This is a genomic window from Salegentibacter salinarum (assembly GCF_900168115.1).
GTDB lineage: Bacteria > Bacteroidota > Bacteroidia > Flavobacteriales > Flavobacteriaceae > Salegentibacter > Salegentibacter salinarum.
In genome coordinates this window covers 222825-235208 of sequence record NZ_FUZC01000006.1, presented here as the reverse complement: position 1 = coordinate 235208, position 12384 = coordinate 222825, and the positions used below count along the sequence as shown (strand labels likewise).

At 38.8% G+C, this 12384-nt stretch carries 12 protein-coding genes; 2 read left to right on the top strand and 10 right to left on the bottom strand.

Going from position 1 to position 12384, the window contains the following annotated elements:
• Positions 1 to 3: 3 nt before the first annotated feature.
• From murG to mraZ, 9 genes are all read right to left on the bottom strand, one after another.
• Positions 4 to 1098, bottom strand: coding sequence for an undecaprenyldiphospho-muramoylpentapeptide beta-N-acetylglucosaminyltransferase (gene murG / locus B5X53_RS09570; protein ID WP_079712998.1), 1095 nt, complete (start codon positions 1096 to 1098; stop codon positions 4 to 6).
• A gap of 14 nt (positions 1099 to 1112) precedes the next feature.
• Positions 1113 to 2321, bottom strand: a complete 1209-nt coding sequence (locus tag B5X53_RS09565) for an FtsW/RodA/SpoVE family cell cycle protein (RefSeq protein WP_079712997.1) — start codon at positions 2319 to 2321, stop codon at positions 1113 to 1115.
• 151 nt (positions 2322 to 2472) lie between these two features.
• Positions 2473 to 3840, bottom strand: a complete 1368-nt coding sequence (murD, locus tag B5X53_RS09560; protein WP_232764160.1) for a UDP-N-acetylmuramoyl-L-alanine--D-glutamate ligase — start codon at positions 3838 to 3840, stop codon at positions 2473 to 2475.
• 6 nt (positions 3841 to 3846) lie between these two features.
• Positions 3847 to 5085, bottom strand: a complete 1239-nt coding sequence (mraY, locus tag B5X53_RS09555) for a phospho-N-acetylmuramoyl-pentapeptide-transferase (protein ID WP_079712996.1) — start codon at positions 5083 to 5085, stop codon at positions 3847 to 3849.
• A gap of 34 nt (positions 5086 to 5119) precedes the next feature.
• Positions 5120 to 6586 carry a UDP-N-acetylmuramoyl-L-alanyl-D-glutamate--2,6-diaminopimelate ligase gene (locus B5X53_RS09550; RefSeq protein WP_079712995.1) on the bottom strand — a complete coding sequence of 489 codons (1467 nt, stop codon included), beginning with the start codon at positions 6584 to 6586 and terminating at the stop codon, positions 5120 to 5122.
• Positions 6583 to 8574: a penicillin-binding protein gene (locus B5X53_RS09545; protein ID WP_079712994.1), complete on the bottom strand. Its 1992-nt coding sequence runs from the start codon at positions 8572 to 8574 to the stop codon at positions 6583 to 6585. Before B5X53_RS09545 ends, B5X53_RS09550 begins: the two co-directional genes overlap by 4 nt.
• On the bottom strand, positions 8574 to 8891 hold the full coding sequence (locus B5X53_RS09540; RefSeq protein WP_075324909.1) for an FtsL-like putative cell division protein: 318 nt from the start codon (positions 8889 to 8891) through the stop codon (positions 8574 to 8576). The genes B5X53_RS09545 and B5X53_RS09540 overlap by 1 nt, the downstream gene beginning before the upstream one ends.
• 14 nt (positions 8892 to 8905) lie before the next feature.
• Entirely contained in the window at positions 8906 to 9802 is an 897-nt protein-coding gene (rsmH, locus tag B5X53_RS09535) for a 16S rRNA (cytosine(1402)-N(4))-methyltransferase RsmH (RefSeq protein ID WP_079712993.1), read from the bottom strand.
• Positions 9789 to 10256 carry a division/cell wall cluster transcriptional repressor MraZ gene (mraZ, locus tag B5X53_RS09530; protein WP_079712992.1) on the bottom strand — a complete coding sequence of 156 codons (468 nt, stop codon included), beginning with the start codon at positions 10254 to 10256 and terminating at the stop codon, positions 9789 to 9791. Before mraZ ends, rsmH begins: the two co-directional genes overlap by 14 nt.
• 280 nt (positions 10257 to 10536) lie before the next feature.
• Here mraZ and B5X53_RS09525 point away from each other — a divergent pair, with 280 nt between their 5' ends.
• Together B5X53_RS09525 and yihA are read left to right on the top strand one after the other, a co-directional pair.
• On the top strand, positions 10537 to 11304 hold the full coding sequence (locus tag B5X53_RS09525) for an alpha/beta fold hydrolase (protein ID WP_079712991.1): 768 nt from the start codon (positions 10537 to 10539) through the stop codon (positions 11302 to 11304).
• Positions 11305 to 11368: 64 nt separating this feature from the next.
• Complete coding sequence (yihA, locus tag B5X53_RS09520; RefSeq protein ID WP_079712990.1) at positions 11369 to 11983, top strand: ribosome biogenesis GTP-binding protein YihA/YsxC; 615 nt, start codon at positions 11369 to 11371, stop codon at positions 11981 to 11983.
• On the opposite strand, the gene B5X53_RS09515 is transcribed toward yihA, so the two are convergent.
• A complete protein-coding gene (locus tag B5X53_RS09515) occupies positions 11980 to 12348 on the bottom strand; it encodes a GTPase (protein ID WP_079712989.1) in 369 nt (122 codons plus the stop codon). The two genes, yihA and B5X53_RS09515, sit on opposite strands and share 4 nt — an antisense overlap.
• Positions 12349 to 12384: the final 36 nt, after the last annotated feature.

Genomic DNA, 12384 nt, shown 5'->3' with positions numbered 1-12384 from the left:
TGTTTAATTATTAATCAATTTTTCAACTTCATCTACAATCCTGGCGGTCGCATTCGGCAAAGCCAGCTTTTTAATGTTTTCTCCCAAAACTTTTTGTTTTTCATCTGAAGCCATTAAAGCGAAAAACTCCGTTTCAAATTTTTCTTCCAAATCATTTTCCTTTAGCATCATCGCGGCATTTATCTTTACTACAGCCATTGCATTCTTGGCCTGGTGGTCTTCTGCTACATTTGGCGACGGCACAAAAAACACTGGTTTCCCCACAATACTTAATTCTGAAACCGTTCCTGCACCGGCTCTTGAAATAATCACATCGGCAGCACCGTAAGCCAGGTTCATTTCATTCAGAAATAAATGCGTTTGCACCAAACCTGAATTATACTTTTTATATTCATCATAATACAACTTTCCCGTTTGCCAGATAAGCTGAATATTTTCTTTTTTAAATCTTTCCAAATTGGCTTCCACCAATTGATTTATTCTTCTTGCGCCAAGGCTTCCTCCTAAAACCAGTACTACTTTTTTATCTTTATCAAGACCAAAATGCGCTAGGGCTTTTTCCCTGTTTTGATCAATCTTTAGCAAATCCTGTCTTACCGGGTTTCCGGTTATTATAGTCTTTTCAGCAGGAAAAAATCGTTTCACTTCTTCATAAGCAGCGCAAATTTTACCCGCCTCTTTTGCCAAAAGCTTATTGGTAATTCCCGGAAAGGAATTCTGCTCCTGGATAAGACTGGGAATTCCTTTTGAGTTTGCTGCTTTTAACAGTGGTCCGCTGGCAAATCCGCCGGTTCCAATTACCACATCGGGTTTAAAATCCCTGATTATTCTTCGGGATTTTGCTAAACTACTTAGGAGCTTAAAAGGAAACATTAAATTGCTAAAAGTTAACTTTCGCTGAATTCCACTAATCCAAAGACCTTCTATTTTGTAACCTGCCTGCGGTACTTTTTCCATCTCCATCCTATCACTCGCACCAACAAATAATATCTCTGCTTCAGGATGACGTGCTTGTATCTCGTTGGCAATAGCAATGGCCGGGTAAATATGCCCGCCGGTGCCGCCTCCAGATAATATTACACGTAAATCCTTTTTCATCATTTTAAAATTTCTTAGATCGCTTCACTTAAAATATCTAGAGGATTTTCATTATCCAGTTCCTTTTCAGCTTCTTCGCGTTCTTTCATTTCCTCACGTTTGGCGCTTACGCTCAATATAATTCCCAACGCCATGCAGGTCATCCAAATGGAAGTTCCACCACTACTTATTAAAGGCAAAGTTTGCCCCGTAACCGGAAACAACTCCACCGCAACACCCATATTGATCAAGGCCTGAAAAATTATTGGCAGACCAACGCCCATAACCAGTAATTTTCCAAAAACGGTATTAGACTTTGTGGCTACGATCACAATTCTAAAAAGCAATAGCAAATACGCGAGCATTACCCCAAAAGCGCCTATTAACCCCATTTCTTCAACAATTATAGCATAGATAAAATCTGAAGAAGATTGAGGTAAAAAATTTCTTTGTACACTTTTACCAATTCCCGTTCCGGCAACGCCACCGGTGGCTATGGCAATTTTCGCTTTTTCAATTTGATAATCGGCCTCAGTATCTTCATCGTTAGAAAAGCTTTCAATTCGGCTTGCCCAGGTATCTACCCTATTAGGTAAAAGTCCGGGAAAAGCTTTGGCGGTAAGAATGAACATCGTTAACAAAATCAAGCCCGCCGCTACAATAATTCCAAGGTATTTTATAGGATATCCGCCTAAAAACATCAATACCAGCACCATAGCAAAAACGATGGCAGTTGTGGAGAAATTGGCCGGCAAAATTAAGGATAATACCACTCCTACGGGCAACCAAAGCGGCAAAATTGACTCTTTAAAAGTAAGATTTTCATTGGTTTTTTTAGAGAGGTAACGCGCCACGTAAATCATTAAAACTACCGATGCCAATGTAGATGACTGAAATGAAACCCCTAAGCCCGGAATTTGAATCCACCTACTCGCATACGCCCCGTCTATCATTGTACCCTGGGCTACGGTATAAATTAACAACACAATTACAACCGGCAAAAACAATATTGAAAGTCCCCTGAAATAATGATAGGGAATTTTATGCACTGCAAAGAGCAAACAAAAGCCTAAAAGCAAATGGAAAAAGTGCACCACCACGTACTGGAAAGTGCTGCCATCTCCATATAAATACGCAAGGTTACTACTGGAACTGTAAACCGGCAAAAATGAAAATATTGCCAACAACGCAGCCGTAGCCCAGATAACCTTATCGCCTTTAAGATTTGAAAAAATGTTGCTCATTTAATTCTTAATAATATTCCTCTTATTCTGCCAAACTTTTTACGTCGAGCTGAACTTGTTTCAGCTTCTAACGTGTTTTAGTTTCTAAACGTCCCAGATCCTGAAACAAGTTCAGGATGACGAACTAACACCAATTTTGCGGTATTTCTAATTAAAGATCTCTAACTGCATCTTTAAACTGACGCCCCCTGTCTTCGTAATTTTCAAAAAGATCAAAACTTGCACAGGCAGGAGAAAGTAAAACCGAATCTCCTCTTTCAGCAAGACTGTAAGCCATTCTTACAGCTTCTTTCATTGATTCTGTTTCAACAATGGTATCTACGCAATTCCCGAAATTTTGCATCAGTTTTTGGTTGTCTACTCCCAGGCAAATAATTGCCTTAACCTTCTCATTTACCAGCGGTAAAAGATCGTCGTAAACGTTTCCTTTATCTACTCCACCAACAATCCAAACGGTTTCGCTCTCCATACTTTCCAAAGCATAAAAAGTAGCGTTTACATTTGTTGCCTTAGAATCGTTTATGTACTGGACGTTATTAATTTTCAGCACTTTTTCCAGGCGGTGTTCTACCCCCTGAAAACTCTCCATACTCTCACGAATAGTTTCTTTTCTAATTCGTAATAACTGGGAAACAGTGGCCGCAGCCATAGCATTCTTGGTATTATGTTTACCCTGTAAACCTAATTTTGTTGTTGGCATATTAAATTGGTTGTTTTTTATATTAACAATAATATTTTCGTTCTCTATAAATGAACCGTTTTCAACTTTTTGCTGAAGGGAAAACGGCAATTTTTGCGCTTTTACAGGATTTTTTATTAACCAGTCTGTAATAAGTTCATCATCTAAATCGTAGATGAAAAAATCTTCTCCAGTTTGATTTTCGGCTATCCTGAATTTTGAAAAAACATAATTCTCCAGTTTGTGCTCGTAGCGGTCTAAATGATCGGGCGTGATATTGGTTAACACCGAAATATCAGGCCTAAATTCTTTAATCCCGTCTAACTGAAAACTGCTTAATTCCAGCACAAACCAGTCGGGAGTGGTTTCGGCGACTTGCTTTGCAAAACTGTCGCCCACATTTCCGGCCATTCCCACATTTATGCCTGCATTTTTTAAAATGTGGTACACAAATTTTGTAGTGGTGGTTTTCCCATTGCTGCCAGTAATTCCAATAATTTTTGCTGAAGTAAAAGCTGCAGCAAATTCAATTTCTGAAATCACCGGAATTCCTTTTTCTAAAAGCCGTTTTACAATAGCAACAGAATCCGGTATCCCAGGACTTTTCATCACTACATCAGCGTCTAAAATTTTAGCTTCAGTATGAGTTTCCTCTTCCCAATCGATCTTTAATCCTTCAAAAATCGATTTATACTTTTCCTTAATTTTCCCTTTATCTGAAACAAAAACATCAAAACCTTCTTTAACTCCAAGAATGGCAGTCCCTGCACCGCTTTCGCCGCCGCCAAGGATCACCAGTTTTTTACCGGAATTGTTAGTATTTTGAATTTCAGTTTTCACTATTCCTTATCTTACTTTTAGCGTGATTATCGTTACAATGGCCAGGAAAATTCCAATTATCCAGAAGCGCACTACAATTTTACTTTCGTGATATCCTTTTTTCTGATAATGATGATGCAAAGGAGACATCAGGAAAATCCTTCGGCCTTCGCCATATTTTCTTTTGGTTAGTTTAAACCAACCCACCTGCATAACCACCGAAAGGTTTTCCATTAAAAAGATTCCGCATAAAATTGGAATCAGTAATTCTTTTCTTGTGGCGATTGCGAGTACGGCTATAATTCCGCCAATAGTTAAGCTTCCGGTATCTCCCATAAAAACCTGCGCCGGATATGTGTTGTACCATAAAAAACCTACCAAAGATCCTGCAAAGGCACTTATAAAAATCGTCATCTCACCCGAGTCGGGGATGTACATGATATTGAGATAATCTGAAAAAATAATGTTACCAGAAACCCAGGCAAATATCCCCAGCGTAAGCACAATTATCGCTGAAGAACCCGCCGCAAGACCGTCAATTCCATCGGTTAAATTGGCGCCGTTGGAAACCGCAGTCACAATAAAAATCACGATTGGAATAAAAATTAACCACGCGTAATTCTTTAAAGCCGGATCTATCCAACTAATCAAACTGGAATAATCGAATTCGTTGTTTTTTACAAAAGGAATGGTGGTGGTGGTGGTTTTAATTTCCGGCCCCATTTCCCTTACTTTTTGAAAACTATCTACCAGTTCCTGTTGCTCTGGTGCCGGCTCATTAGTTTCTTCTTTTACCGTTACTCCCGGATGAAAAAACAACGTTCCACCTACAATGAGCCCCAAACCAACCTGGCCCAGAACTTTAAATTTCCCCTGCAGACCTTCTTTATCCTTTTTAAAAGTTTTAATGTAATCATCTATAAAACCTATAGCTCCCATCCAAAGAGTAGTTACTATAAGCAGGATCACATAAATATTTTCAAGTTTGGCAAATAGTAAAACCGGAATTAACGTGGCAAAAATTATAATAACGCCCCCCATTGTTGGAGTTCCTGCTTTTTCGCTTTGTCCTCTAAGACCTAAATCCCGTACACTTTCCCCAACTTGTTTTGCCTGTAGATAGTTGATTATTCTTTTTCCGTAGATCGTAGAAATTGCTAATGAAAGGATTATAGCCATCGCCGATCTAAAGGAGATGTACTCAAATAAGCGCGCCCCGGGCACCTGGTATTCTGCATCTAAATATTGAAATAAATAGTATAACATATTTTCTGGTTACTCTTCCTGTGGAAAAGTGGGCTTACTTATTTAAGTGTTTCAAAAATTCGGTTACTATCTTCAGATCATCAAAATCTTTACGTTCTCCATTTACTTCCTGGTAGGTCTCGTGACCTTTCCCGGCAATTAGAATGATATCGTTCTCCTTTGCGATCTGGCAGGCGGTTTTAATAGCCTGCTTTCTATTGGTAACTGACATTATTTTCTTGTAATTCTGTGGCTCCACCCCGGCTTCTACATCTTCAATAATTTTTTCGGGATCTTCGGTTCTTGGGTTATCGCTTGTAAAAATCACTTTAGTACTTAGAGCAGAGGCGATGTGACCCATTTTTGGTCTTTTAGTTTTATCGCGATCACCACCACAGCCTACAACAGTAATAAGCTCCTCATTTTTTGTACGGATGCTATTTATAGTTTCCAGTACATTTTTTAAAGCATCCGGCGTATGAGCGTAATCTACAATCGCGGTAATCTTCTCTTTTTCTGAAATGATATATTGAAACCTTCCGCTAACCGAATTAAGCTCGCTGATAATTTTTAAACTCTCTAAATTTTCCAGACCCAGAAGCTCTGCAGTGGCATAAATTGCCAAAACATTGTAAGCGTTGAAACTTCCAATAAGGCGCGTCCATAATTCCTGGTCGTTTACTTTCAGTAATAATCCGGTGAATGAATTTTCCAGAATTTGCGCTTTATAATCGGCGTAAGATTTTAAAGCGTAAGTATATTTTTGCGCTTTGGTGTTCTGAAGCATGACCTGCCCGTTTTTATCATCGGTGTTAGTCAGTGCAAATGCTGAAGCCGGTAATTCATCAAAAAATCGCTTTTTCACATCACGGTATTCAGCGAAACTGCTATGATAATCTAAATGATCGTGGCTAAGATTGGTGAAAATTCCGCCGGCAAATTCAAGGGCTGTGGTCCTATGCTGATCTATTCCGTGCGAGCTCACTTCCATAAAGCAAAACTCCACACCTTCATCATTCATCTGCTTTAAATACCTATTAATGGTAATAGAATCTGGAGTAGTTCTAACCGCATCATAAGAATTTTCAGCAACCATTACTTTTACCGTAGAGAGTAAACCGACTTTAAAACCCGCTTTTATAAATAAATTATATAAAAGTGTGGCGATGGTGGTTTTTCCGTTGGTTCCGGTAACGCCAACAAGTTTTAATTTTTCTGAAGGATTATCGTAATAATTAGCTGCCATATAAGCCAAAGCCTGCTGGGCATTCCCTACTTTTATATAGGTAATCCCATTTACTATTTCATTCGGAAATTCTTCGCAAATTACTGCGAGTGCTCCTTGATTTATGGCTTGCTCAATAAACTTGTGCCCATCTGAAATACTTCCGCGAATAGCTACAAAAGCATCGTTTAATTCAACCTTTCTTGAATCAAACTGAAGCTTGTTTATAGTTACCGAAGTATTTCCAACCACGGCATCAATTTGTACTTTATATAATATGTCTTTTAAGACTCTCAACCTATATTTAAATTTACTCGTTGATTAGTTTTTATTTTCTGTCCTGCCGAAATTGATTGCCCGCTAACTTTTCCCGTTCCCTGGAAAATCACTTTTAAGCCAAGATTTTCCAAGAGTGAAACCGCATCCATAGCCGGCATTCCGGTTACATCTGGCATCACAATTTTTTCATTATCTATTTTTGCGAAATACGCCTCAAAATCATCTGTAACTTTATCATTTTGAATATCAAGCGAAGGCAGCGTGTCCATCACCGGGGTATCGGTATAAATCTTTTGCGCGATTTGTTTGAAAACCGGTGCTGCAACGATATTTCCATAGTAGCCTTTGCTTTTATTAGGCTTATGAATAATCACAATACAGGAATATTTAGGATCCTCGGCAGGAAAATAGCCCGCGAAAGAGGAAATATATCTTCCCGGTTCTATCCAGTATTCTACCTGGCAGGTTCCTGTTTTTCCGGCCATAGAAAAGTTAGGCGTATAAATATTTGCAGCCGTACCTCTTTCAACGGTTTGCTGCATCATTTTCTGAAGTTTTTTAGCGGTTTCAGGGGAACAAATCCTTGGATTCATTACTTCCCGCTCAACCTTTAAAATACTTTTATCCCACTCTTTCACCTCTTTAATAAACCTTGGCTTTACCATTTCGCCATTATTGGCAATCGCGTTGTAAAAGTTTAAGGTTTGTAAAGGTGTTATTGAAACTCCGTATCCAAAGGCCATCCACGGTAGGCTTAAACCGTTCCAGTTTTTATCGTTGGGATGTGGAATTCTTGGCGATCCCTCTCCTTTTATATCCAGGCCTATTTTACTGTTTAAACCCATATCGTATAACCGATCTACGAATTTGGCCGGGTTATCTTTATAACCTTCGGTGATAATTTTTGTAAATGCGGTATTGGAAGAAACTTCAAAAGCTTTCGCAGCAGAAATCTTCCCATAGCCCCCGTGTCGGGAATCCCTCACGGGCCTTCCATAATATCTTACCACGCCGTTTTCGGTATCTATAACCGAGCTCGTGTCTATTACATTATCTTCCAGCGCAGCAGTCATCGCCATTAGTTTAAACGTTGAACCCGGTTCGTGGGATTCGTAAACCGCATAATTTCTTTTTTCAAAATAAGATCCGGTCTCGGTGCGACCAAGATTAGACATTGCTTTGATCTCACCAGTTTTGGTTTCCATTACTACCACAGTACCGTGATCGGCTTCAAAATATTCAAGTTGTTTCAGCAACGCGTGATGCGCAATATCCTGAATATTCACATCGATGGTAGAGATCACATCGTACCCATCTTTTGGCTCTACCTCGTTATTATCGCTTATAGGTTTCCACTGGCCTTTGGCAATTTTTTGTTTTAATCGGCGGCCATCGGTTCCTCTTAAATAAGAACTAAACGCCCCTTCAAGACCAACCCGGGTAAAATATCCGTTTTCGTCCTGGCGTTCGTAACCAACCGTTCGCTCTCCCATTTTACCAAGCGGGTGTTCACGAACCGTTCTTTGCTCTACAATCATTCCGCCTCTATAAGTTCCCAAATTGAACATTGGAAAGCTTTTCACTTTCATATATTCTGAATAGCCAAGATTTTTAGCAATAGGTAAATAACGCTGACCATTAGCTCTTGCCTGCCTTATATATTGAGACCAATAAGCAGCCGATTTCCCGAACATTTCAGTAAGATTATTGGAAAGTGGAACTATATTTTCCTGAAAATTTTTATCTGAAACGGTTACCGCATCAAACCGTATATCATACTTAGGAACTGAAGTCGCTAAAAGGTTACCCTTGGCATCGTAAAGATTTCCTCGACTGGCAGGAATTTTAAAACTTCGCACTGTGCGTTCTTCAGCCAGGTTACGGTAATGGTCGCCTTCCACAAACTGAATATCCAGCAGCTTCACGCCTACCCCAACGGCGAAAATGAACATACAGGCCGCAACCACGTATAATCTATTCAATATGCCTTTTTCAGATGTAGCCATTACTCCTTTATATTCACTTTTATTTTATAGGGAGGATTCTCGGAAGGGAGAATTCCCCTGTCTTTCATTTTTTGTGTAATTGTAGATTCCATTTTAATTCGCATAAGCGCTGAACGGCGATCTACAAACTCACTTTTTAATTCTCTTACTTCTGTATGAAGTTTTGCAATTTTATGCACCTTCCTTTCTGCACTGTGCGAACTCGCAATCATAATAATAGCGAGTAGCGTACAAAAAACTATAAAGCGCCAGTTGTTTACCGCATCCCTGCTAATAAGAAAATTAGCCCGTAGTATGTTGTAAAAACCTTTTTTCATAAAGTTTCAAAAAACTATAATTTCTTAGCTACTCTTAGCTTGGCACTTCTTGCCCTGTTATTCTCCTTAATTTCTTCCGCCGAAGGCACTATAAGTCCGCCCACTTTTTTAAAGGGAACTGAAATATTTCCGTAGAAATCTTTTTCGGGTTCACCTTCAAACAATCCGCTTCTTATATATCGCTTCACCAATCTATCTTCCAGTGAGTGGTAAGAAATAAGACTAATTCTCCCGTTTTTCACCACCAGCTCTTCGGTTTGCTTCAAAAACTCTTTTAAAGCTTCAATTTCCTGGTTTACTTCTATACGAATTGCCTGGTAGATCTGCGCCAGGATCTTATTTTCTTTTCCTTTAAAAAGGTGCGGTTTCAGCAAATCGTTTAGCTGCTCACTGCTTTCTATTGGCTTTTCTTTTCTTGCCTCAACAATCAAGCTTGCCAGTTTTGGTGCATTCTTTAAATCGGCATAATCGTAAAACAACATTTTAAGTTGCTCTTCACCATATTCATTAATCACTTCGTAAGCGCTCAATTTGCTTCCCTGGTTCATTCTCATATCAAGGCGCGCATCAAAACGGGTTGAAAAACCTCTTTCAGCTTCATTAAACTGATGCGAGGAAACTCCAAAATCACCTAAAATTCCATCTACTTCTTTAATTCCGTAAAACCTCAAAAATCTTTTCAAGAACCTGAAGTTCTCGTGAATTAGCGTAAACCGAGAATCTTCAATGGTGTTTTGTAAAGCATCTTTATCCTGATCAAAACCAAAAAGCTTTCCTTTTGGCCCGAGCCTGCTTAAAATCTCCCGGGAATGACCACCACCACCAAACGTGACATCGACATACACACCATCTTCCTTAATATTAAGGCCGTCTACTGACTCTTTTAATAAAACCGGATTATGATATTGCATCTAAATCATCGTTTCCCATCACTTCTTCAGCCAATTCAGCAAAATCATCTGAAGTTTCATCAATGGTGTTTTCGTATTTATCCTTATCCCAGATCTCTATAATATTCACTGCGGAAGAAAGCACGATCTCTTTATTGATCCCGGCAAATCCCACAAGATCTTTCGGGATTAAAAGTCTCCCGTTAGAATCTACTTCCACCATCTTCACACCTGCCTGAAATTTTCTAATAAAATCGTTGTTCTTCTTTTTGAAGCGGTTGAGCCCGTTAATTTTCTGCATTAAAACATTCCATTCCTGCATTGGATACAATTCCAAACAAGGTTGAAAAACCGAACGCTTTAGCACAAAACCATCTTGCAACATAGGCGCAAGCTGCTTTTTTAATGCTGAAGGAACCATTAACCGGCCCTTGGCATCTGCTTTACATTCGTATGTTCCAATGAGGTTTACCACTTGTATACTTTATAGAGTCAAATATATTGAAAATTTTACCACATTTTACCACATTCTACCACTTTGTTGATAAGTTTCTCCACTGTATTTAGCTGAAAGACTATCAAATAGCGCTATTTGTTTAGGTTTCAGAGGCTTGGTTTTTATTGCGTTTTTGGTGTTAAAAATTTTAAAAATGAAGGAAGAAATGCATTTCTTAAATGGCTTTGCTATTTCTCAAAAATGATTATACTTGTAATGAAATCGCTATATTTGCGATTGCTAACCGCAAAGCCAATCAATGAAGAATAATTTAAGGCAAGAGGGAAAGTTTACGTACCTGGAGCAAGGAGAAGGAACCCCGATAGTTATTTTACACGGACTTATGGGCGGTTTAAGTAACTTTGATGGGGTTACAGAATATTTTCCGAAGCATGGTTATAAAGTGGTGATTCCAGAACTGCCCCTCTATTCCATGTCGCTACTTAAAACCAGCGTACAGACTTTTGCTAAATATTTAAAAGAATTTGTAGATTATAAAGGGTACGATAAAGTAATTCTCCTGGGAAACTCCCTTGGCGGACATATTGCTTTACTGGCCACTAAATTATATCCCGAAATTGTACAGGGTTTAGTAATTACCGGAAGCTCCGGACTTTATGAAAATTCCATGGGTGAGAGCTATCCGCGCCGTGGTGATTATGAATTTATAAAGAAAAAAGCCCAGGATGTATTTTACGATCCTAAAGTTGCAACAAAAGAAGTGGTAGACGAAGTTTACGAAACGGTAAGCGATCGTAATAAACTGGTAAAAACCCTTGCTATTGCAAAAAGTGCCATTCGACATAATATGGCCAAGGATTTACCAAAAATGAAAACACCAACCTGTATAATTTGGGGAAAAGATGATAATGTTACTCCGCCAGAAGTAGCTGAAGATTTTCACCGCTTACTTCCCGATGCCGATCTTTACTGGGTAGATAAATGCGGTCACGCTGCGATGATGGAACATCCTAATATTTTTAACGAGTTGCTTCACGACTGGCTGAAAAAACGGAATTTTAAATAAGACAGTTTAAAGACTTAAAATCTCATTTAAGTCTCTTTCAAATATTACTTTTAAACATTTTAAGATGAAAATTAAGTCGGCTGAATTTGTGGTGAGCAATACGCGGGTAGACCAATGCCCCGATAGCAAACTGCCGGAATACGCTTTTATTGGCCGCAGTAATGTTGGGAAGTCTTCTTTAATAAATATGCTTACCGGCAGGAAAGCTCTTGCTAAAACCTCGGCCAAACCCGGAAAAACCCAACTTATTAATCATTTTTTGATCAATAAGAACTGGCATTTGGTAGACTTGCCCGGTTACGGTTATGCAAAAGTTTCTAAATCTACAAAAAGGACTTTTCAGAAATTTATTACGGCTTATTTTGAAAAACGAGCCCAAATGGTTTGTGCTTTTGTACTTATAGACAGCCGCCACGAGCCCCAACCTATAGATATGGAATTTATGCAGTGGCTTGGTGAGCACAATGTTCCTTTTTGTATCATTTTTACCAAAGCCGATAAAATGAAACCAAAAGCCCTGGAAAGAAATATTAATTTTTACCAGGAAAAAATGCTGGAAAGCTGGGAAGAAATGCCCGAATTCTTTATTAGCTCTGCCACTTCAAAATTAGGGCAGGAGGAGATTCTGGATTATATTGAAGCAATAAATACTGAGCTGAATTCTTCTTCGTCTGGTTAATCAATTAAAAGTCTTTCTTCTACAATCTTAATAAGATCTTTCTCGTTTTTAATTCGCTCTAATTCTTCTGTAGAAATAAAAATCCCCATTTCACCTTCATCTTCCCACAAGACTATAGGAAAAGTATATTTATACCCGAATTTGGAAGCATACCGCTTCTGAAATTTATCTATATGCAAAAATTCCATTTCAACTTCTGAAGCCTGCCTGTATTTTTTCCATCGGGAATTTTCAGAAAAGACTCCGTGGGTAACTTTGCAAATACTACAGGCATAAGCATTAGGCCTAATTAATTTATGCAGCGCATCCAGCACCACGTGTCGGGTACCGGAATACGCGTTGTATACAAAAATGAGTTTTTCCAAAGTTATTCGCTAAAAGATTATCCCTAAAAACAGGTC